A 22,979-nucleotide genomic window follows, 5' to 3' on the forward strand; every position below is an offset into this window, starting at 1 on the left:
GCGGAGCGAGCGGCGCGTACCTATCGGCAATTGTGACAAACATGACGCAATGCTTCGTCGCTCGAGCCGGGTACTGGCCGTCGGAACGAGGCCAGCCCGACGACACACGCCAGAATTTGGCTGCTCGTCCCCTGCTGTCCCATATTCTTCGAGCGCGCGGATCTCCTACGGGTACATCGCTGAAAAGTTCGAGGCGCTGGACGGCTTTGGCCCCACTTGCGTGCGTCATTTTGTCGAAGATACCCGGATCATGGGCGATCGTACTCCCGAGCAGTGGCAGCAGGACGCATTCGGACAAGTCGATGCGTGGCTGCGTGCCATGGGCTTGCGCAACTGAGAGGCGTTCTGCTAACCGGCCTTGAGCTTGCTGATCGCCGGGTCGGCAAGACCGAAGTTGATCTCCAGCAGATCGTCGTCAGCGTCGGCGTTTTTCGTCAGATTTATCGATTCGATCGTCAGTCCTTGTCGCAGTGCCGCTTCAAACGGATTTCGAAATGGCCTGTCAGGCGTGTCGAATTGCGCGAACAGCTCCTGCGCCGTTGTTCGTCCAGCCAACACTTCCTGGATTTGCCGCGCCGATAGTTTCACCGATCCTGTCATCAGTCCTCCTGAGTAGTGAATGGTGTTGTAGGTTTGGCCTTCATGCGCGCGAGCCCGGCCGATCCAATAGAGCGCATCCTGAGGCGTTGCTGCGGGCTGAGGTAGCTGCGCAAGGCCGCGGTTGATCAGTTCGAGCAGCTCTTTCTCGGGCAATGCGTTCGCTGCCCGCGGATTGATATAGAGCCGGCCTGTTATTCGTCGTTCTTTGACAACTCCCACAAATGCTTCGGCGCGGCTCGGCGGAAAGGTCAATACCACAACAAAGGTGACCGAAGAGCGCTGGCGGAAAAACTCGGCGATGACTTCATCCAAGCCGACTTCGTGAGATTGCCTACCCGATTTCGACAGCAGATTGCATCCTCCATCGCAGAGAAAGATTCCGCAAGGACCGGTAGTGCCCGATTTCTTTAGCTGATCCGCTTTCGACTTCAACGCCGAATATACCGGATTGAGCGTGCGCGACTGCGCTACCCTATATGCAGGATAGCCGCCGCTGCCATAGCGCCTGCTTTCATCGTACGTGAGCGAAAATTCGACACCTGCTTCGCAGATGTTGATGGTTGCGCGCGTTTCGTTCCGGTCGGCGATGCCTTGAAACGCCGGGCCAACGTGAGTTGCCAGAAATGCATCTAGGTCTGATGCCTTCGGTAGCTTTAGTCGGGTCTTTCGCTTTTGTGCCGTCGGCCCATCCGTCGTTCCCGCAATGCGGTAGTCGAGGCTGCCCTGCAAACCGTAGCGACGCTTCAGCCGATGCAAGCTTGCCGAAAAACCGCATTGCCGGGTTCTCTTTCTCAAGTCCGGCGTCTGACACCGTCGTCACATCTGCGACAAACCGGATTGATCCGTGGTCTGCAACGAACGTCACGTCGGGACGGCGCGAGCCAGGATGTGTTTCGGCTTCGTAGGTAATGGTTCCGACCTGGCCAAGTGCGAAAAGCAATGCCAGTTCCCATTCATAACCAAGTGCTGTTGCTTCCAGCCGGTCAAGCTCCCGCGCGAGCTTTACGCAAGCCGCGGGTGACAGTTTGGTCGTCAGATCATTCAAAAGGCGCTGCAAAGAGCGCCGGGCAAACATAGCCATTGCAAGATCTCGGAGATGTCCGACACGAATCACGGTCGGACCGTGACCATTCTAGCGCGAAAGCCCGGTAGCAGTATCCACTGCCCGGGCCGTCTTGGCTTGAGCGGCCGCGCCCCGATAGCCTGCTTCAGGATTTTGGAAGTTGCCATAGCGGTCGCGCTGCACCTTCTTCACCGGCCATTCCCCGTTCCAACGAAGCCGGGAGAAGTCTCATCGACCGAAGTCTAAGAACTCTGCACGCTTGTTGGTTGGGCTGGCCGGCGTTAATCTCGCTCGAATTGATTTGGATTTTGATGGCATACGATTTTCGTAACCTTTCCTATCTGGATTTTGAAGAGCTGGCACGCGACCTGATCGGGCGCGAGCTGGGGCTTCGCTTTGAAGCTTTCTGCGCGGGACCAGACGGCGGCATTGATGGCCGGAATGCCAAACCCAAGTCAGGCACCGTCATCTTGCAAGCAAAGCATTATGCAGGATCGGCATTGTCCGACCTTAAGGCTGCAATCAACCGCGCACGGCCGGGCATCGACAAGCTCCATCCGGGACGCTACGTGCTTGCGACCTCTTGCCGCTTAACGCCTGCCAACAAGGCTCAACTTGCAGCCTTGATCGGGCCATCTCTCGCCAACGAATCCGATATTTTTGGCCCTGAAGACCTGAATGCCCTGCTTCGCAAATTCGGCGACGTCGAGCAGGCCAACATCAAGCTGTGGCTTTCGAGTGCGGCCGTCCTTGAAAGGGTCCTGAATGCCGCAAGGCACGCGGTAACAGCTATCTCGCGCGAGGAGATTGAAGCGAAGGTCCGCGTTTACGCTCCTAATCCCAGTTTTCAGGAAGCGAAGAACAAGCTGGAATCCCGCCACATCGTCATCATTTCCGGACCGCCAGGCGTAGGTAAGACGACGTTAGCCGAGATGTTGTCCTTTGCCTACACTGCGGAAGGGTGGGAATATATAGCGGTCAGAAGCCTCGATGACGGTTTCGCCAAGCTTCATAATGACCAGAAGCAGATTTTCTTTTTCGACGACTTTCTCGGCACCGCCGCATTGGATGTCCGGGCTCTAGCTGCAAAAGATTCCGACCTTGCCAGGTTTATAAAAAGGGTTCGCTCGTCAAAAAATGCCAGATTTGTCCTAACGACACGTGCTCCCATCTTCGAAGAAGCCAGGCGGGTTTCTGAACGATTGGCCGACAAAAGCCTTGATGTCGCAAAGTACGTTCTGGATGTCGGTATCTACACGCGGCGAATAAGAGCGCGCATCCTTTACAATCACTTGTTAGTCTCAGGGATCTCGCTCGAACATATCCAGGCACTTTGGGCCACCGGGACGGTTGCAGAAATCATCGATCATAAGAATTATAATCCGCGCGTCGTCGAGGCGATGACCGATGGCGTGCAAATCCAGCATGTCGAAGCTAAAGACTACCCTTCCGAATTCATTCAGGCTCTGAATAATCCGAAGCGGATATGGGACGTGTCATTTCGCACGTACATCCCGGTAAAGTGCCGCGATCTGCTCTACTGTCTGTTTTTCTCTTCGGATTATGGTGTGGCTGTCGATGAGCTAAATGTAGCCTTCAACGCGCTCCACCAGTTTGTATCGAGCAAGTACGCTATTCCGCACGATCCCAGTGATTTTGAAGAAGCGTTGCGGATCTTAGAGGGTGGATACATCGACATCAGCAATCGCGGAATCTCCTTCATCAATCCGTCCTTGCGCGACTATCTTGCCGATTACATCAATGATGTCGCGCAGGTTTGTGATTTTGCCGCCGCGGCTCAGAAAGCAGACTGGGCCGAGAGGGTGTGGGATCACGTTTGCCTGACAAAGGAATGGAGCACCGAACGGCAAGCCCTGGTCGCACGTTCCTTTCTGCCGATTGCAGAACGATTCCATGCGCTGCCGGAAACGAAGCGGACATCGAACGGCTGGTCTTACTACGATTTGCCTTACCCGGAGCGCATTGCCCTGCTTTTAAGCTGGTACGCGATATCCAAGGACGACCGCTTGGCCGAACTCGCCGCACAGGTGGCAGCACAGCGGACGACCCATTATGATGAAGGGCGTGACGGGTGTCAGTTGGTCAAGCTGTTGGTTGACATTCACAATGGCGATTGTGGCGAACTCCACAATGGTCAAACGCTGGCCGACCTGATGGAGGATAGTCTAGTAGATCTGCTTTCGTGGAACGTGCTGCCGGACGACCTCGAAAGCATCTATCAGGAAATCGACAAGAACAAAGACTTGCTGGGCCCCAGGATTCTTGAAGCCCTCAATCAGGCGATGATAGATCAGATCGAGCAAGCCGGATCGATAGCCGAGGGATACGGGGATGAGTCGGATGTCGAGGACCAGATCAAGTCGATACATCGCTTTGCTGAGCGCCTCGGTATTGCAAAGAGTAAACTAGCAAGGGCCGTAAGCGCCGTTGAGGATCAGATTGCGAAGATACAGGAAGGGGAGGCCGAGCCTGCCAGCCGGCCCGCTTATTCGTCAGTCCCTACGCCAGAGCCCGACAAGTTCAGCGATGCTGATCTAGCCAACCTTTTTGCGCCGTTGGTCAGCGGGTACAAATAGCTGCGCTGCCGGGAGCAAATTCGGGCAACCTGTCGATATCTCGATCCACCAACGAACAGCTCGCGCTGTCCTGCCGGCGCACCCGGCTTAACGGCGTGACATGCCCTTCAGCTCCGAGCGACGCTTGGCAACGAGATCTCGCGTTTCTGAGGTGTCGAACCCCGCCTGGTCTAGCTGGCGTATGGTTCCAGTCAGGGCAGCAATCTGCGCCCGAACATGAAGCAATCTGATCGGCTGCCTTTCTTGACCTTTGATGAAGCCAGCGAGCACTGATTTGCGCGCACAGAGAACTGACCCCAACCGGAAGACGGGCAGTTTCGATGTCTCGGCTAGATAATATACTTTGCGCCGAAGCTCGCGTGATCCGAACAGGTATTCGGCGATTGCGGCAGCACCTTCTAGTATGTCGTCAGCACGTAAGTGTAAGCTGGCGGCCTTCGGCTCCATGTGTCCTCCCAAGTTGTGTTGGTTAGTCCTCGGCGGCTGCAAAGGACATTCCCTGGGCAATAGATGGGGGGTGTTCGCTTGAACCTCGCTGGCGCAGCCTTAAATTCGACCTGCCAAAATCAGGTAACCCCACTATCCTGGCACGCTCTGAGCTTCGACAAACGGGCCGAGGGAATAGGCGCATTGTCTTTTTTTGGTAGGTCCGAAGTCAAATCCAAAATGCTGCATCGCAAAAGGTTTACAACCATTACGATACCAACGCATACGGGCATTTGCCCCGCGCTTCATTTCAATTCAAAACCATCTGCTTCGTCAGGAGCCAGTTATGCCACCAGCGACGATTACCGTAGAACAGACCGGCAGCCCCATTCGCCGACCCGGCTATCAGCGCCAAATTCTTAAGGGCCTTAACCTCAATCGGATCGGCCGGATCGCCGAACTTTCTGACACACCGGCAACGCGCGGACAGCTTATAAAGGTCAAGCACCTCGTCCGTGTGCTCTACGCGACCTGTGATCTCGACGCCTTCGTCGAAGAGGCCACCGCTGAATATAAGGCTATACTGGTTGGGGCCGGCGCCAAGGTTCTGCGCGGCGCCGTTCTCTGGAGCCAATTCGAAAGCGCGGTAAAAATCTATCATGCAAGTCACGGCAAGGACGATAGCCGCCTGATCGAAGTCGTCAACGAAATGGCGATGGCAAAAATCCTCGCCAATGATCCCGCGCTTCCGAATGCGCGCATTGAATACGAGCCAGACATGTTGCCTGACGGCCGAAAGATTGATTTCGTGGTCGATCGCGGGAAAGACAATCTCTATGTCGAGGTAAAAACTGTACGGCCCCAGACGAAGGCCACGCGCGAGGCGTATCAAAAGTTCGAGCAACGCAAAAAGCATCATCCCAGTAACGTTGAATTTGTCGTTAACCCGCAGAAGCAGGGCGGGGCGATCTATGGGGACGTCTTCGCATCACGTTCTCACTTTCTCGACTATACGATGTCGTTTGAAGAGCGACTTGCCGCGGCCAAGGCAATCCGGCCAGGGCCGGGCATTCTCGTCTTTTGCGGAAGCGGATAGCCACAGTATTCTTTTTAGAGGTGACAGAATTGGCGCTTTTTCGCGCTGCCACTCCGACTCGGCCTGTCGAAGCGGTTTCATATTACCTCTGTTCGGTCGCCCGTGGCGTTGCGGCGGCGTCCCAAAGTGGCTTGTGCCGATCTATTTCGTCACCACGTCGATAGGTGGGGCGGTTGGGTAGGGATTGCAGATGGACAAGCGAGACTTGACTTCATTCGTTAGCCTGCTCGTCATTCCCGGTGCGAGCATGGAGCTCTACGAGTCCGCCATTAAGCTGGCTACCGAGCGCCACTTCGAAACGGGTTGGGATTACGCCAAGTTCTTCTTCCTGGGCGCCGCTCTGCTGGCCGCCATCCCAGAGCTATTTCACCGTCTGAGGCATGTCCTCGATGCGGCCTCCGCCGCGCTCATAGCGGCCGGCTCGTTTTTCTACTCGTTCATCGTGACCTTCATCGTGGTCGCTCGATGGCTGTTCGGATACGGCTGGAACGTCTTCGGGCTGCAGCTCGTCGGTGGCCTGCTGGCGGTATTTTGTCTCGCCTTGGTAATTTTTGTCCTCGCGCAGGATGAGGATGAAAGGGAGCGCGCCGAACGGGACAAGAAGTTGGCAGAAGTCGGAGGCCCTGAGGCCGTTCGAAAGCAACACCTCGAGGACGCTCTGGATGCCGCTGAAGCGCGTGCATTCGCGAAGACGATCATGAGTGCGCGAGCCTGAGCCCTCACCCGAGTTGGTCGCACACGAGCTGCAAACTTCGTTTCAGCACTACTGGAGCGACCTGGGAAGCTGCGCGTCCCGTATGCGCACCAGCGTCGAAAGGCTGATGGACCATTTCGGCGTTCCGAAGACCACCCTCGTCAAGAAGAAAGGCGGCGGCCGTCGGCGCAAGCGAATTGACCTGTACGTGAGGATCGAGAGGTTCTGTGCCGCCGCAAAGAATTTGGTCCATCAAGACAGCCTGCACGCAATTAGGACGGTCGGAAATCTCGGCACTCACGGCGATGATATGTCGGCTGAGTTGGTCCTGGATGCCTACGAGGTGTACGAACACGCGCTGAACGAACTCATTGGGCGACGATCCGCTCAAATCAAAGCATTGGCGAATAAGCTGAAGAAGGCCAAGTAGTTCTTTCTTGTCACAGATCTGGATGCTGTGCGCATAATGGGGCGTGCCCAAGCGTGGACGACCCTCCGATTATCTCCCTGAGTATGCAGACCAGGCGGCGAAGCTTTGCCGGCTGGGCGCCACTGATGCGGAGATCGCCGACTTCTTCGGGAAAGACGAGCGGACAATCAACCGCTGGAAGATCGATCATCCGGATTTCTGTCAGGCCCTAAAAGACGGGAAGCTTGTTTCCGACATGGAGGTGGCCGATCGGCTGCACCAACGAGCGCTTGGCTGCGAATATGAAGAGTTCAGGCTCACAACAAGTGCATCAGGGAGACAGAGCGGCTGGAAAATTATTCCGGCGAAACGGGTGGTACCGCCCGATACCATTGCCCGTATCTTCTGGCTGAAGAACCCGCCGCAAGGTCGATTGGCGCGGACGGCAAGAGGATTGGGAGGGAAGCCTGTTGCACCGGGCTCACCTTGGCAGAATGGCTTTGTCGAACGGCTGGTCGGATCGATCCGGCGTGAATGTGTGGACCACATCATTGTCCTGGGCGAGGCACATCTGCGCCGGATTCTGAAATCTTACGCTCGCTACTACAATGCGACGCGGACGCACTTGGCCTTGGATAAGGATGCGCCCGTTTCTCGCCCAGTTCTGCGAACCGGTGTGGTCAGGTCACTCGCGATCCTGGGCGGACTTCATCACCGCTACCTCAGGATTTAGGTTTTCGGTATACACAGGACCTCGATCTGGCAAGCCTCGGCGGGTGTGATGGCTCGCCGCTCCACCTGAACTTGCTTACGCTGCACTCCGCGAAGGGGTGCGAATATGATGTCGTAATCATGGTTGGGCTCGATCTCGGGAGCCTGCCTTGGCGCAACGAGCAGCCGGCGGCCCGGCGCGAGAGCCGGCGACTGTTCTATGTCGGGCTGACGCGCGCTCGCGACGAGGTCCATATGCTCTATTCCGGTTTTGTCGATACTCCTCGCGGACCGATGAATTGGGGGCGCTCGCCATTCCTGGACGAGCTTGAAGCGCGGATGGAGGCGGCTGAGGGCGAGTAATCGATGCCGTCATTTCGCGAAGCCCGGACGCTCGAAGTGGGCCTGCACAGATTGGCATGGGTTGGCGCGGCGGCCTTGGCGCGGGATCGACGCGGACGGAAAGTACTAGCCGTGGCGTTGGGCTTCATCGGCTCGATTTGCTCTCGCGCGCGATTGGAGGGACCGGTATCCCGCGAGGGTGGTCGAACGTTGAATTAAGTGCTCTTAAGAGCACTGGATTGAGCTTTTCGTGCTCTTAAGAGCATAAGACACTTGTTGTTAACCGGTCAGGCCTTATATGCTCTTAAGAGCACGAAAACTGGGATTAGGAGCCCTTAAGAGCCCATGACTGCCAAGAATAATCTCGTCCAGGCACCCCCCTTCGAGGTCGATCGAGCCTTGAAGAAGCTGGGTGCCGATCTGCGGACCGCTCGCCTGCGCCGCAACCTGACCGTCGACGCCACTGCCGCCAAGATCGGGACCGGCCGACGTGCCATCCTGGACGCCGAGAAGGGCAAGGTCTCGACGCAGATCGGTGTCTATGCGGGCTTGCTGTGGGCCTACGGCCTGATCGACCGCCTCGGTGATTCAGCCGATCCGCGCTTCGATGAAGAGGGCCAGCGTCTCGCCTTGATTCAGGATCGCGTCCACGCCCGCAGCCCAAAGGGATTGGACAATGATTTCTAAGGTCACTCCGACGGAATGCTTCGTCTACATCACCTTGCCTGGTCAGACCGCGCCGGTCACCGCGGCGCGGTTTGAGCTCGCCAAAGACAGGCGCGACGTTGCGATCGGGAGATTGGTCTACGGCCGCAGCTATCTCGCCCGCGCCGAAGCCGTCCCCATTGATCCGATCGAACTCAGGCTTGCCGGCCAGACCTACGAAACTGTTGGCATGAAAGGCCTGTTCGGCGCGCTGCGCGATGCGGGACCGGACTATTGGGGTCGTCGCGTGATCGAGCGACATGTCGGTGCCGCCCAGCTCAACGAGATGGATTACCTGCTGCACTCACCCGACGACCGCGCGGGCGCGCTCGGCGTCGGATTGAATCAGCAGCCTCCGGCGCCGAAGCGCGATTTCAACAAGACCCTGAGCCTTCCGCGCCTGCAGAAGATCGCCGACGCCATCGTCGATGAAGAAGATCGCCCAGACGACGCCGAAGCCGCTCAGGTCGAGGAACTGCTGCTCGTCGGCACGTCGATGGGCGGCGCGCGGCCGAAGGCCGTCATCGAGGACACCGACGGCCTATGGATCGCCAAGTTCAACAGGAAGGACGACAAATGGAACAGCGCTCGCGCTGAACACGCCATGCTCGTGCTCGCACGGGCATGCGGTGTCACAACGGCGGAAAGCAAGGTGATCGTCGTCGGCGGCCGGGACGTTCTCATGGTCAAGCGCTTCGATCGCGAGCGGACAGACGCCGGCTATCTCCGCGCCCGCATGCTCAGCGGCTTGACACTCCTGCGTGCCGAAGAGGGACACGACACACGCGACCGATGGTCCTACGTTCTGCTGGTCGAAGAGCTGCGGCGAATTTCGGCCAACCCGCGCGCCGACGCTGCCGAATTGTTCCGCAGGATGTGCTTCAACGCATTGATCTCTAACACTGATGATCATCCGCGCAATCATGCCGCTGTGGCAATGACGCCGGATTGGAAGCTCTCGCCTGCCTACGATCTCACTCCGACGCCGCTGATCAGTGAGGAGCGACGCGATCTCGCGATGATGTGCGGCGACGCGGGCCGCTATGCCAACGCCGAGAATATCGTCTCGCAAAGCATGCGATTCCTGCTTGAAAAAGACCAAGCCGAAAAAATCGTGTCGGGCATGGAGGAGCAGGTTCGAAACAAGTGGTACGAGGTCGCGCGACGGGAGGGACTCTCGGAAGCGGACTGCAACACGATCAGCCGGTCGTTCGTCTATCCTGGCTTTCGCCTTCCGATGTCGCGCGCCGCGCCACCGGCCTGATCTTCCATTTCGACTGCCTGGACAGAGAACCAAGATGGCGCACCATCCGCAACGCGGGCGCAGTCGAAGCCGGTGCCTGCCTCTGCTTAGCGATTGATCCGCTCTTCTTCGTGAAAATGCCCCCCGCTGTGAGTTGAAGATACCCCGCATGGACCTTGATCCGATCCGAAACAAAGTCCGGACAGCAACTTTTCCGCTCAAGCCGGCGGGGTCGGGATCTGCTACGCCCGACAACTTCCTGTTCGACGCCAAACGTACGGAGGCAGGTCGTCAGCTCCCTGCCTACTACCTGGTCTATTTTCTGCTGGTCGATCTCCTCGATTTCAAGAATTTGGGACAGTTCGAAAAAGTCGCGTGCTCCGTCCCGGTCGACCTTCGGGGCCAAGCATTTCTCATCGAGCACCGAAAGTTCGGCTTAGGTGTTTTCGCGCCCGAGTCCGCCGAAAGCGAGAGTGCTGCCGCCGAGATCGTCCGATTGATCCAGAATGCCGTCAAAATTGCCGAACCGTATTTCGACTGGCGCGCAGAACAGGCCGTTCGCGCCTCCAAGCTCAACGTCGTCAACAAAGCAACGGATCTCTTCGCGCGATTTACCTTCTTTTCCGATCAGTACGCTGCCAAACGAGCCGAAGCCGAACAGCGTGCTCACGAACGGATCGAGACGCGTCGCGAGAACGGATACGACGTTCATTTTCCCGCGTTCGGATTGCGAAGAGAAGCCAAATGGTTTGCGCTTTCCGCGATCGAGAGCTTTTTCAGTTGGACCGAGCACGTGTTTATTCTTCTTGCAATTCTGGCGGCACCAGTTGTGACTGGTGATGCGGTGGCGAAGCTTGCTGTTGCAAAATTGGGACGTCAAGTTCAAGGCCGCGCTCGACGTGTATGACCCGGAAACCAAGCGTTACTACGATGATCTCATCATCGTGCGCCGACAGCTTCGCAACTTCGTTGCCCATGGATCGTTCGGCAAGTAAAGGGAGGCATTCCTCTTTCATTCTAGCGCCGGTGCGGTCCTCGTCAGGCTGCCTCATCATGAGCGCGCGTCATTTCGCTTTGGAAGCGGTACTGACTTTGTCGACCACGAAGCGATCACACTTCTCCACGCTTTCGTCAGTCACTTCTGGTCCGGATCGCGGGCACCCGCCCGCATCTATCTTCAGGAGTACGGTCTTCCGCTGATCCTGTCCATGGCTCAAACGGGTGAATACGCGCATGCCATGGCCTCCCAAGACGACATGACGGCGTTCGCACATCATCTTGCTGGCGTCATGGATCGCCATGCTGACATGGATTTCTAGGAACGGGTCTTTGTTGCGGTCTGGACGCTATTCTGCAGAGCGGTCGATTTACGCCGCTGGATGTCGCGGGCCACATTCTTTGTCAGTTGCCGTGGACGGCGGACAAGAATATTCACGTGACCGTTCCGTCCCAGGCGATTGGCGTCGATGTCACCCTGGCGCGCTCGCCCGGTGCGCTCAGATCCGCCCTCGACTGAAAGAACTGGCCATCGGCGGAATCGTCGGCGTCGGACTGTTCTCCTACCTGCTCCTCGGCGGCGCCTACCAAAGCCTCGCCATCGAGGTCGGATTCATCCGTTTGTAGCGCTGCATCTCGCTGCGGCGTCGTGCTGGATAGGTTTTTCCGTGCGGAATGTGACCTGGTCCTGTCGGGCTTGTCGCTGCGTGCCCTCTCGCCGCCTGGGAAAGTGCCTCAGCGCGGTGGAGATGAATGGCGAGCCAATGATGCCCGATCGCATATTGAGCTGATCAACTATCCGATGCTTTTCAAGCTCAAGGCCACCGCCGCCGAATAAGGCCGGCCTCCATCTCACCATCGCGGATAGCTCGAGCTGGGTCGGGCGCCCAATGTCCGGATATTGAAGACAGAGGCCGCCAACCGAGGTGACTCACTGCTCGCGCAGCGCCTTAATTGATGGCTCTATCGTCAACCGGTAAGCAACGAGATGAGCCGCTCCGAAAGCCTCGATCAGATTGCCGCAAGCAGGGCAGTGGTACTTGCCCTCGGTGCCGCGCTCAGAGGTGAGCTCAAGACGGCGGAAACCAGCACCGCACTCGGAACATGTTACATCACTCTTTCTCACGCTCCGCCTCCTCACGCTGCATACCGTCACAATTCTTTAACATGTGTTTAGTTGCGGCACATCTCCTTTGTCCAGATCCTCGGTCGCCATCACCATTGGGTCGCTGATGCTCGCCCTTTGGCCGTGTGCCGACGAAGTTCACATGGATGTACGTGATGGAGGTCGATGTCCCCGCCAAATCGGCAGAAAAAGTCTCCATTCTCGACGCGGCTCGCGCAGCAGCTGGCCGCGCAGATTCCTTGTCATCATGGCGTGTCTTGGCGAGGCATCGTGTCATTCCCGACACGCTAGCTCGACGCACACAAAGTTCGCAGCAATTCGGTCCATCCGGCAGATCATAGTTGGTACGAATCGGACAAACATGAGCCCGTGCAGACGCGTGTAACGGACGAAAACTCTGCCAGTAAAATGGCGACGCTCAAAACGTTCGTTCGAAGTTCATCGTCATGATACTGGCGTCGCCAGTATATTTGCGTCGAATTCTTCCGCTGTGCCGAGGATTTCCTGCATAGAGGCGATCACGGGTGGCTGCCTTGCAGCAGGCTGTTGTGAGCACTAGAGTCGCGCGAAATTCTCGCTTGCGTGTAACTCCTTCGCGCATCCGTCATCCGCGCGCTAACCATCAGCTGATTTGGGATTGTCGAGATCGGCTACTCGCTGCAATCCACGTCCATCGTTTACAGCGAATTAAGCCAAGCTTGATTTGATCCCGCGCGGACAGGAAGCTTGGATCTCGGGGATGTGTAGTGGGTGCTGCCAGGAAGCAATCCGTGAAATTAGATACGGGGATGTTCGAGGACGTGCCGGTCCTGCGGCGCAAGTGGCAGGCTGCGCTCAAGCCCGGCGAAACTCTTCCCCGCTACGAAGATGTTCTGCTGGGCAGCCTCGGGCGACTCGCCGATCACCTGATGCTGCTCAAGTGTGAGAACGACGCATTCGCCGTTTCGCGGACGGGCCGCTATGCGCGGGAGTGGCTGGACGATGAGCGGTGGGACATTCCGATGGACGCGCTGCGTCCGGATTGCGCAACCGTCCTTAGCGAGACCGCCTCGAACGCGATTGCAAACAACGGCCCCTATCTCGCCGCCGGTCATTGCGTGCGCAACGGCATGGTGCGTACGTATGACGTGCTCGCGCTGCCGACCTCGGCGCGTTGGGGCGGCACGCTGGTCGGCGCCTACGTCAACGAGCGCGGCGCGGAATACAATCTACTCGATGCGATCTTTTCCACGACCGATGACGGCGTAATCGCGTTATCGACCGTTCGCGATGCGACGGGCCGGCCATTTGATTTTCAGGTCGTGCACCACAATCAAGCAGCAGTGAGACTCCTCAATGTCACAGAACGAAGCCTTCTGTGGCAGCGTCTGAGCACTGGAGCCCATCTGCTCTGTTCGCAATCGGTCATAGGGCGGTTACGCGCTGCCGTTAAGGACGACCGGGGTGACCAGTTTGAGATCGACAGCGATGAACGCACCCTGCGGATGGCAATTACCGCGTTCGGCGGTATCCTCTCCCTGGTTATTTCCGACGTCACGCCTCTGAAGCGCCGAGACGCTTCGTTCAAGCTGCTGTTCGACAGCAATCCAATGCCGATGTGGGCGTTGGACGCCGAGACGATGGCCTTTGTGAAAGTTAACGACGCAGCGGTGCAACATTACGGTTACGCTCGCGAGACCTTCCTGCGGATGAAGGTTCAGGAGATTTGGCCAAAGGGCGAGTGGCTCAGCTATACGCAGGCGCTGCGGGACGTCGGCGATACTTACCAGTCCGAACATCACTCGCGTCACGTGAAAGCCGATGGCAGCGAGATTTGTGTGCTTACCTTCGGGCGACGCCTCATGCTCGAGGAGCGCGAGGGCTTCCTGGTCGCGGTGGTCGACATCACCGAACGGCGTAAGGCCGAGGCCCGCATTGCCCATATGGCGCTCCACGATGGATTGACTAACCTCCCCAACCGCGCACTCCACCAGGAGCGGCTAGGCGAGGCGCTCGAAGGCAGCAATGCCGCCGGCAAACGCGTCGCGGTGCTGTGCATCGACCTTGACCTCTTCAAGAATGTCAATGACTCCTTTGGCCATCCTATGGGAGATCGTCTGCTCACGGAGGTCGCCGACCGGCTGCGCTTGCAAGTAGCCGGCAAGAATCTGGCGGCACGGCTTGGTGGCGACGAGTTTGCGGTTATCCTGGCTGATGACACCTCACCGAAGCAGGCGAGCGATTTCGCCGCCGGGCTGATCGAGATATTGAGTGCGCCTTATGAGATCGACGGCAACGAGCTGGTGATCGGCGCCTCGATCGGAATTGCGCTCTCACCTGGCGACGGCATCAGTAGCGAGGAACTGATGCGCAACGCCGACATGGCGCTCTATCGCGCCAAAGAAGATGGACGCGGCACCCAACGTTTCTTCGAGCGCGAGATGGATCACCAGGTGCAGCGGCGCCGCGAACTGGAGCTCGACCTGCGGCGCGCTTTTGCCAATGGAGAATTCGAGCTGCACTACCAGCCGCTGGTCGACGTCGCGCGCGAGAAGATCTCAGGTTTTGAGGCGCTCCTGCGCTGGCGCCATCCGGAGAAGGGCATGATCTCGCCGGCGGAGTTCATTCCGGTGGCGGAAGATATCGGACTGATCACCTCGCTCGGCGATTGGGTGTTGCGTGAAGCCTGCAACGAGGCGGTGAAGTGGCCGTCCGAAATCAAGGTCGCGGTCAACCTGTCGCCGGCACAATTCCGTAGCCGCAGTCTGGTCCAGGTGGTGATCTCGGCCCTGGCCAATTCGGGCTTGCCCCCCAAGCGGCTCGAACTCGAAATCACCGAGTCGGTGTTCCTGGCGGAGACCGACGCCAATCTGGCGATCCTGCACCAGCTGCGCGAGCTCGGGGTCTCCATCGCCATGGACGATTTTGGAACAGGTTATTCCAGCCTGAGCTACTTGCGCAGCTTTCCGTTCGACAAGATCAAGATCGATCGCTCCTTTGTGAAGGATCTTGCGAAACGTTCCGACTGCGTCGCCATCGTGCGCGCGATCTCGGGCCTCGGGCGTAGCCTCAAGATCACCACGACCGCGGAAGGTGTGGAGACCACCGAGCAGCTCGATTGGCTTCGCGCCGAGGGCTGCAACGAGGTGCAAGGATTCTTATTCAGTTGCGCCAAGCCGGCCGCTGAGGTGGAGCAGCTCTTGCGTCGTTTTGGCGCGAGGGCCTCGAGAGCGGCGTAAATTTAGGGCCCGACAGCACCAGGCTCGCAATGACTAGCGCACAGATCCTGATCGCGGCGCGATACCGCCCGAGACCGTCTCTCGTGCCCCACTGGGCGGCATCTGGGAGCGCATCTTTGCTGCGGTAAGGTCGTTTCTGTCTCAGCTCACTCTCGTGCATTGCCAGCGTAGACAAGGATCAGCGCGTGAGCGCGCGAAAAAGCTGCGCAGTCAGCCAATCAGGCGCATAAATTCAAACGTTGATCGGGCTAAATTGAGAAACTTCGACTTCGAGGCACGGTTCGTTGAACGCGCCTGCAACTGTCCTACGGCGAGTTGGATGAAGACGATCTATCGAGTGGAGACCGAGAAATTTGTACGTGACGTACAAAGGCGTGTGGTTGCCGGGCGGATCGGCAACTCGCTGTTGCAGCCGACGAGTTGGTCACAGTCCCGGGCGCATCGAAAAACTCTTGACGAATCGTGCGAGCTTATCGACAAAGCCGGACTTACTACTGTAGGTTAAGTACTCAATTTTCGACGCTCTACTCGCGAGTAGCACCATAATTATTCTGTTGCAGGTCGCGTGTATATCCACGGGCTCGATCCTGTTCGGTACAAGCTGGCATGAATGTCTGGAATCCGAGCCTACTTCACTAGCTCAGTGACTATCTCCGCAAACCTGTGAGGGAAATGACGCGATGACTGTGCGCGAGCAGCTCTTTACCCTGTTGCGCAACCTCCGGTGGATGATTGTTCTGTCGGTGGCCATCTCAATATTGCTGTACTTGCCAGACCAGATCCAAGAGCTTTACCGGATAGCTGCTGATGATATCGGCTGGGTGACTGTCAGGGAGTTTGTCGCCCTGGGCGTGATTGCGATAACGATTTGGGTGGGGGCTTTTCAGCTTACCACTGCGTCGCTGCCGCAAATCCCCCACGCTTCCGGCCGTTTGGCCTTCTATATACGATTTGCGCCCGTAGTGCTCGGAGCGCTGCCGATAATCGCCGCGACGGCAGGTCAATTCGCCTCGCGGCCGGCGCGAAAGGTCGGTGAGGTCGAGGAAGTCGGGAGCATTTTCCGCATTCAGGACCAGGCGCTCACATTCGAGCGGAACATGCTGCTCATCCTCGCAATCGCCATGCTGATCATGCTCCTCTGCTTCGTGATATTTGCTTGGCGGATGGGATCAAGAGATCGCTCTATTGATCTCGCGAGTCGGGCCAACAACGCATATTTCATCCGTTATAGATTTCTCGCGCTTACGATCGGCGGCATCGTCCTGTTGACAACAGGATTCATTCTGCTCCCGGATAGGCTTGCTCAGTTTTTCGGATCGTTCGGCGTGATCGCTCTCTTTGCGCTTTGCGTCGTTGGTCTCACCGTCCACTTTGCCCTACTGACGATCAAGTTTGCGTTTCCATTTATACCAGTTGTCTTTGGCGGCTTGTTTCTGCTTGCCTCCTTGTTAGGAGGCGACGACCATGAGCTGCGCACCGCGGCTGAGACAAGCAGCCTACCGGAAGATACACGCACGTCCGCCGTCGGGGCATTTCGTGAGTGGCTTACACAGAAGCCGCGGGTGGAGGAAGCCAAGAGGCTCGGCGAATATCCCGTCTTCATCGTGGCGGCTCAAGGAGGAGGTATCTATGCCGCCAATAATGCGGCTCGTTTTCTTGCGAGGATGCAGGATCTCTGTCCAGCATTTAGGCAACATCTGTTTGCGATAAGCGCTGTCTCCGGGGGCAGCGTCGGTTCGGCGATCTTCGCCGCCGCGCTCCACGCCGAGAATGCGTCCCTTGGTTCGACTGCTGCCGACGGAAAGACCTGCCCGAAAATCGCGGATTTTCTGGCCGGTGTCGGACGAGTCGAAGATATTGATGCTCCTGGGCCGGTAGAACAGCGTGTTGCAAGCGTCTTGGCGACCGATTTTCTCTCGCCTTTGATTGCCGGCTTTCTGTTCACCGATTTCACTCAAATGTTTTCTCCGGTCGCGATCCCCGCCTTCGATCGCGCGCGTTTTCTGGAATACACTTTGGAGAACGCTGGCGACAGAATGCTCGATCGCAACAAGGGTACCGGCGATCAATCCAATCTGCTAAGGGCCGACTTTCAGTCCCATTGGGCACCCGGCAACAACATGCCGGCGCTGTTGTTCAACACGACAGATGCCGGCAGTGGCAAACGGGCTGTCATTTCTCCCTTCGACATCGATCTGTTACACCCGAAAGACAAGGACCTGTGTGTTCTTGCGACGCTTGATCGTGCGGGAACTGGGGTTGACCAAACTGTTAAGAGCCACTCACTTCGTATTCCGCTCAGCTCTGCCGCTTTCACGAGCGCGCGATTTCCGTGGGTGACGCCGGCGGCGACCGTCTCATTGAAAAATGACTGCATAACAAACAATCCGCAGGCGCGCCTTGTGGATGGGGGATATGTGGAGAATTCGGGGATCGAGACCGCGCTCGATCTGATTGAGAAGCTTAACAGTATCAAGGGCACCTCCGACGCGCCAAAATTCCGGATTTACCTCTTGTCCCTGGTGAGCGGACAGTTCGGAGATCATGGTTCATTCATGTTCGGTGAGCTCATGGAGCCGGTACGCGCGCTTTTGAGCACGCGAACCTCCCGAACCTATGTCGCGCTCAATCATGCAACCAGCATCGATCGTCGACCCGACACCGAGGTCACCACCAGCGTGCAGCGCTTTCCAACGTTCGGCCGAACGGACATAACAGGCTTGTTTTACAGCCTTCCGCTCGGCTGGACGTTGTCCCAGAAGACTGAGGATATCATCTCGCTCAGCAGTGGCCGCTTTTGGGACTGCGTGCCGAAGGACGATTTCGATCAGTCCCGCGAGAGGCAGAGCAACGCTGATTGCCTGCAAGTGAAGTTGTTTCATCTTCTGAATGGATCAGTCGCGTCAGCGTTTGAAACGCTCAAAGACGCCAAACTCGCACAGGCTGCCTACGCCGATGAGTTAGACAAGGAATATCGACCAACTCCAAAAGTCAGGCCGCAGCCATTACTTGCTTGTTATGAGAGCAATTGGTTGCAAGAGCGCGGTTATCAAAAATACCGGGATAAGGTTGCCGCTTACGAACACCAGTTGACTGAATCGATCAAGGACCATTCGCCGGCTCCTCCACCCGTTCCGCCGTATCGCAAGAGCTATATGGCGTATTTTCAGGCCGAGCAGGTCAAAGCCTTGTTGCAGGAATGGGATCGCGTCGAGGAAACGGACCCTCGTATCCTGGCCTATATTCTGGGATCAGTCTCCTACGACAGCGCCGATTTTACACGCAGTAGCGAGAATTTCTCGTACAGCGCCGTTCCGCAACTCCCGCGCAAATGGCGCGATCGCATCGAAAAAAATAACGCAAAGCTTGTGACCGCAAACAGGCCGGCGGTCGACGTGAACTCATTGCTCAACCATCCCAAGGAATTGGCCAACTTTGTTCTTGGCTACGATGGCAACCCCTTTGGAAACCAGCCCGGAACAGATGACGGTTGGCTGTTTCGTCCGCGAGGAATGTATCAATTGGTCGGACGCGAACAATATCAGGAAGCGCAGACTCAAACGCAGCAGCTTGGCGAGCTGGAAGGACTTGATCTGCTAACGCTTCCCGACGCGTTACGGGATGCGAAGATTTCAGCCAAGGCGACCTTCGCTCACTTCCGGCTCCATCCTTACGAAAACAATCGGACACTATTCGAGTTGCTGAAGGATCGTGCGAAGGATTGGACAGCCGTGCGCGCATTGCAGACGGACATGGAGCATGCCCCAGCTGATGGCGCGCGTGTCAATGCAAGGAGTGAGATGTTCCTTGGGTGTATCGAGGAGGTGTTGCATCCGACGAAACTCAGGACCCTGCAAAGCCAGTTTTACGGCGAGGAATGAGAAGGTTGGTCCGCCGGTCCACTTTGCGGTGGAGAGAACGTTGCGCCGAGGTCTCGGCTTTCTACAGCTGATGTTTGAACTCTTAGCTTCGCAAGGGGGATTGCCAATGATGGCAAGGGGTGAAGTGTACGGATCGAGGTTTCGTCAACGGCTTGCAGGACTATTTGCGGCGGGGACGGTCTTCGCCGCAGCTTTGGGCGTGGGAACCGCTCCGGCGCAAACGGCGTCAAAGCCGCTTTCGGCCAACGATGTGTCCATCCTCTTTCCTCCACCGAAATCGGCGAGTGACCTGGCTAATCTGATCGCGGTATCCGATCTCGCCGGCCCCACAGGATCTCCGCAGCGACTGTTTTCCGACGCAGACTTCGCGCGCTTTATCGCCAACGCGGAAAATCCCGAGCGTCCGGGAGTGCCGGACTCAGGTGTGCGCCACATCCAGCTGCCCGATGCCGTGAAAAAGATCGATGCCTGGTTTGTTGCCGGCATTAGGATCGATCCGGGCGCGCCGGGATTGTCGCCGGACGTCATCGCCCAGTTTGGCCGGCAACCGCAAGTCCGCCTCATCATTCAGCCGGTGACCACTGGACCTGACGGAGTCAAGGTTCATGACACGGCCGGCCACCTTATCTTTAGCTTTAACCTTGACCCGGATCCGCCGCTCGATGGCTGTATGCCATTCCCGCGATTCAAGCCGGACGACGAAGCCTTCAAGGCGATCGTTCGTGACATCGCGACCTTGCGGGATCAACTCGCAACCGGACATTTTGGCAATGTCAAGGTCTCGACTGCCGGCGATCTGAACGTGCATCCGGGCCTTGTGGGTGCATCGGCAAAGGCATTTCGTGATGCGCTCAGGGCCTTGCTGGAGAAGCAGCTCTCGCCGCAGCGCCTCAACACCATGGCGGTCATGGGCATTTCACCGCCCGAGCCCTGGATTTTCGTCTCGATGTTAAGGGTCCCGCAAGCCGGCTTGATACCTGTGCCCGGCCCGACGCTTGACGGCCTGCACGCAGCACAGATGTTCAGCGTCATCGGCGGAAAACACGTCGTCCCGCAGCCGGTTACCAACAATCAGAATCCGATCACCTGTCGCCATGCGGCGTTGCAAAATCCGCCTTTGGCAGCCGCCGATCGCAAGGGTGTTTCGACCTCCGAGTTCATTGATGGCAAGGCGCCCAACAGTCGCATACTCGAAATCGTCAATATCATTGCCGATCCGAAGAAAAGCCACTTCTTCAATACCGATTGCGTCAGCTGTCACACCGAGACGGCCCAGCCGCTCGCCAGAAAAATTCCAGACTTCGCAGTGCCGGGCGTGAACCGAGCGGTCTTGCCGAAGGAAAACTGGAATGTTCGCAATTTCGGTTGGTTCCCATCGTTCTTGAACGGCGGCCCGGCGGCGGCGACGATAACGCGCCGCGCGGCAGCGGAGACAGCTGACGTGGTAGCCTTCATCAATAGCCAATTGCTGAACAAGTAACAGACGCCGTCACCGTTACCGGCTGCCTGCCGGCCCGGCTGAAGGCACGAAAGAAATGAATGGAGTGGTTGCTATGGGGGGACGTTCTTTCGGCTCTCGACTTAATTCCTGGGTAAGGCGCTGGCCGCATGTCGCCGGTCTATTGTTCGCAATCGTCGTCGTCGCGATCGTGTCGGCCGGCTGGGTGTATTTCGCGCCGGAGAAGGTTCGCGATGCAGCTCTTGAAATCAAGAACGACGCAAATCTGGTCGCTCAACTGCTGCCTGCGACGCTGCCGGAGCCATCGAAAATCGAAAGCGCCTATTGGCTGCCGCAGAATTGGACCTCGCGCCAGCGTTACTGGTTTCACCACACATCGCAGGGGACGGCGACCATTCCCGTCCCCTATCAATGGTTTTTGGCACTGGAACGGCCGGAGCTGTCCATCTCTTACACGAGCCTGACGGACGAGGACTACCTGCGCCGCCTTGGCTTCATCCCGAGTCCTGGCTCAAAGGACTTCGCCGGTAACGCGCCCTCATACGGTTATCACGAAGATGCGTCGAATAGGGATGCTGCAAGCTCCGGTTGGACTCCAAACGTGCCCGACAATCCAAATGGCTTGCCTGTCGGCTTCGCCATCCTTAAGGGTGGTGTCGACCCGACGACGGGAGCCTCATATGAAGATCAGATCGGATTAACCTGCGCAGCTTGTCATACGGGGCATCTGGAATACAAAAATGTCAGCCTTCGGTTCGACGGTGGGCCAGCGATGGTCAATCTCGGCGAGGTTGAAAGGGTCATCGGGCTGTCTATCGGCTACACGCTGATTTTGCCGTGGCGATTCGAGCGTTTCGCTAGCAGGCTGGAGCAGATCAAGGGGCAAAGTGTCGATCGAAAGCAGCTTCGAAGCGATCTGGAGCTTGCGCTTCAAAAGATCAAGAAACAAAAGGCACAGGGCGATAGCCTTTTGACGGGACAGGGAGTTGCGGATCTCGATGAAGGTTTCGGTCGACTTGACGCGCTGAACCGGATCGGGAACCAGGTTTTCTATAGCAACCTTCTCGATCCCGTGACCGGTGAACTCCCGGATCCCCTCCTCAAGGGCAACTTCGCGCGCCACGATGCGCCCGTGAGCTTTCCGCCCATCTGGGACACGCCGTATTTCCTCTGGGCGCAGTATGACGCCTCCGTTCTCAACGAACTTGTTCGCAATTCAGGCGAGGCGCTCGGTGTCAGCGCGAAAATCAATATGACCGCGCCCGCGCCCGGACGGCCACTTTTTGCCTCATCGGTACATCTATCCGACATCGCGCGGTTCGAAGAGCTTCTGCGCGGCGCCGAACCCTTTTCGGCGGTCGATGCAAGTGGCAGAAAATTTACCGGGCTCGTAGCGCCCAGGTGGAAGGACGCGCAGGAAAAATTTCTGGGCGACCAGGCATGGGCCATCGACGAAAAACTCGTCGAAAAAGGCCGCGATCTCTATCGCGCGCATTGCTTTGAATGCCACCGAGGCCCGGTCAACGATCCTGCCTTCGACAAAAGATGGCCGGAGGATTCGTTCTGGAAACCGGAGAATCCCGATCGCTCCACCAAGAACGAGAAGAATTGGGTGGAGATAGGGGGCCGGCATTATTTTAATGTGGTTCAGATGCCGGTCACGGCGATCGGCACCGATCGTCAACAATCCGATGTCCTCACGAGGCGCCGCGTTCACTTACCTAAATCGCTCGGCTTAAATCCTATCGATGATTTGGACAAAGCGTGGGGTTGCGGTCTTCCCGCTGATCGGGCGGAAGATCCTCTATTCGTCGTCGCGCTCATGGACGTAGTCGGCAAGACCATCGATCAATGGTACATTGCGAACGGCACCTCCGAAGAAACCAAGCAGCAGATGTGGGGGCCGAGGAAAAATTGTCAAAACCAACGAGTCTACGTTGGGGCTCGGGCGAACCGTAACGGAAAGGACGAAGATGTTCTTGCCCTTGAACCTCAATATCGGGCGCGACCGTTGGATGGTGTTTGGGCGACAGCTCCGTATCTGCACAACGGGGCCGTGCCGACGCTGCGAGACATGTTGTTGCCGCAGAAGGAGCGGCCGACGTCTTTCTGCGTAGGCAGCCGCCAGTTCGATCCAGTCAATGTCGGGCTTGTTACGAAGACGAAAGCGGGCGATGCCTGTGCGGCCGGCCTGACGGACTTCAATGTATCGCTGCTTGGAAATAGCAATCGTGGACATTCGTTTGAGGGCAAGGAGACCGACGTGACGAAGCTCCCGCCTGGCGTCATCGGACCAGAATTGACCGATGCCGAGCGACGGGCCCTTGTCGAGTATCTCAAGACGCTGTGAGAGATGCGTTGATTGGCGGTGGTTGCCCCGATCGACCTACCGATCCGTTTATGGTGCTGCATA

At 57.5% G+C, this 22,979-nt stretch carries 17 protein-coding genes; 13 read left to right on the top strand and 4 right to left on the bottom strand.

The window, feature by feature from the left end:
- Positions 1 to 348: 348 nt before the first annotated feature.
- Positions 349 to 1,395, bottom strand: a complete 1,047-nt coding sequence (locus ACKWRH_RS06990; RefSeq protein WP_445219881.1) for a hypothetical protein — start codon at positions 1,393 to 1,395, stop codon at positions 349 to 351.
- 337 nt (positions 1,396 to 1,732) lie between these two features.
- Positions 1,733 to 1,855 carry a hypothetical protein gene (locus tag ACKWRH_RS06995; protein WP_445219882.1) on the bottom strand — a complete coding sequence of 41 codons (123 nt, stop codon included), beginning with the start codon at positions 1,853 to 1,855 and terminating at the stop codon, positions 1,733 to 1,735.
- Between the two features lie 119 nt (positions 1,856 to 1,974).
- Between ACKWRH_RS06995 and ACKWRH_RS07000 the strand changes: the two genes are divergently transcribed.
- Positions 1,975 to 4,260 (top strand): nSTAND3 domain-containing NTPase, encoded by a 2,286-nt coding sequence (locus ACKWRH_RS07000; protein WP_445219883.1) that lies wholly within the window; start codon positions 1,975 to 1,977, stop codon positions 4,258 to 4,260.
- Positions 4,261 to 4,347: 87 nt separating this feature from the next.
- Here the strand turns inward: ACKWRH_RS07000 and ACKWRH_RS07005 are convergent, their stop codons facing one another.
- Positions 4,348 to 4,707 (bottom strand): hypothetical protein, encoded by a 360-nt coding sequence (locus ACKWRH_RS07005; protein ID WP_445219884.1) that lies wholly within the window; start codon positions 4,705 to 4,707, stop codon positions 4,348 to 4,350.
- Between the two features lie 325 nt (positions 4,708 to 5,032).
- Here ACKWRH_RS07005 and rpmD point away from each other — a divergent pair, with 325 nt between their 5' ends.
- From rpmD to ACKWRH_RS07045, 8 genes are all read left to right on the top strand, one after another.
- Positions 5,033 to 5,782: a 50S ribosomal protein L30 gene (gene rpmD / locus ACKWRH_RS07010; RefSeq protein WP_445219885.1), complete on the top strand. Its 750-nt coding sequence runs from the start codon at positions 5,033 to 5,035 to the stop codon at positions 5,780 to 5,782.
- Positions 5,783 to 5,972: 190 nt separating this feature from the next.
- On the top strand, positions 5,973 to 6,497 hold the full coding sequence (locus tag ACKWRH_RS07015) for a hypothetical protein (protein WP_445219886.1): 525 nt from the start codon (positions 5,973 to 5,975) through the stop codon (positions 6,495 to 6,497).
- A gap of 82 nt (positions 6,498 to 6,579) precedes the next feature.
- A complete protein-coding gene (locus tag ACKWRH_RS07020; protein WP_445219887.1) occupies positions 6,580 to 6,906 on the top strand; it encodes a DUF4145 domain-containing protein in 327 nt (108 codons plus the stop codon).
- A 43-nt stretch (positions 6,907 to 6,949) separates the two neighbouring features.
- Positions 6,950 to 7,618: an integrase core domain-containing protein gene (locus tag ACKWRH_RS07025; RefSeq protein WP_445219888.1), complete on the top strand. Its 669-nt coding sequence runs from the start codon at positions 6,950 to 6,952 to the stop codon at positions 7,616 to 7,618.
- Between the two features lie 119 nt (positions 7,619 to 7,737).
- Positions 7,738 to 7,959 (top strand): 3'-5' exonuclease, encoded by a 222-nt coding sequence (locus ACKWRH_RS07030; RefSeq protein WP_445219889.1) that lies wholly within the window; start codon positions 7,738 to 7,740, stop codon positions 7,957 to 7,959.
- Positions 7,960 to 8,283: 324 nt separating this feature from the next.
- Positions 8,284 to 8,625 carry an XRE family transcriptional regulator gene (locus ACKWRH_RS07035; RefSeq protein ID WP_445219890.1) on the top strand — a complete coding sequence of 114 codons (342 nt, stop codon included), beginning with the start codon at positions 8,284 to 8,286 and terminating at the stop codon, positions 8,623 to 8,625.
- Positions 8,615 to 9,907: a type II toxin-antitoxin system HipA family toxin gene (locus ACKWRH_RS07040; RefSeq protein ID WP_445219891.1), complete on the top strand. Its 1,293-nt coding sequence runs from the start codon at positions 8,615 to 8,617 to the stop codon at positions 9,905 to 9,907. The genes ACKWRH_RS07035 and ACKWRH_RS07040 overlap by 11 nt, the downstream gene beginning before the upstream one ends.
- Before the next feature lie 148 nt (positions 9,908 to 10,055).
- A complete protein-coding gene (locus ACKWRH_RS07045) occupies positions 10,056 to 10,793 on the top strand; it encodes a hypothetical protein (protein ID WP_445219892.1) in 738 nt (245 codons plus the stop codon).
- Between the two features lie 1,020 nt (positions 10,794 to 11,813).
- Here the strand turns inward: ACKWRH_RS07045 and ACKWRH_RS07050 are convergent.
- Entirely contained in the window at positions 11,814 to 12,008 is a 195-nt protein-coding gene (locus ACKWRH_RS07050) for a hypothetical protein (RefSeq protein ID WP_445219893.1), read from the bottom strand.
- 746 nt (positions 12,009 to 12,754) lie between these two features.
- Between ACKWRH_RS07050 and ACKWRH_RS07055 the strand changes: the two genes are divergently transcribed.
- The 4 genes from ACKWRH_RS07055 (at position 12,755) to ACKWRH_RS07070 (ending at position 22,916) form a co-directional block, all read left to right on the top strand.
- The gene (locus tag ACKWRH_RS07055; protein WP_445219894.1) at positions 12,755 to 15,226 is read left to right on the top strand and encodes a putative bifunctional diguanylate cyclase/phosphodiesterase; all 2,472 of its coding nucleotides are present in this window, start codon (positions 12,755 to 12,757) and stop codon (positions 15,224 to 15,226) included.
- 680 nt (positions 15,227 to 15,906) lie between these two features.
- Positions 15,907 to 19,107 carry a hypothetical protein gene (locus ACKWRH_RS07060; protein ID WP_445219895.1) on the top strand — a complete coding sequence of 1,067 codons (3,201 nt, stop codon included), beginning with the start codon at positions 15,907 to 15,909 and terminating at the stop codon, positions 19,105 to 19,107.
- Positions 19,108 to 19,147: 40 nt separating this feature from the next.
- Positions 19,148 to 20,587: a hypothetical protein gene (locus ACKWRH_RS07065; protein ID WP_445219896.1), complete on the top strand. Its 1,440-nt coding sequence runs from the start codon at positions 19,148 to 19,150 to the stop codon at positions 20,585 to 20,587.
- A 73-nt stretch (positions 20,588 to 20,660) separates the two neighbouring features.
- Positions 20,661 to 22,916, top strand: coding sequence for a di-heme-cytochrome C peroxidase (locus tag ACKWRH_RS07070; RefSeq protein ID WP_445219897.1), 2,256 nt, complete (start codon positions 20,661 to 20,663; stop codon positions 22,914 to 22,916).
- Positions 22,917 to 22,979: the final 63 nt, after the last annotated feature.

Source organism: Bradyrhizobium sp. Pa8 (assembly GCF_052588265.1).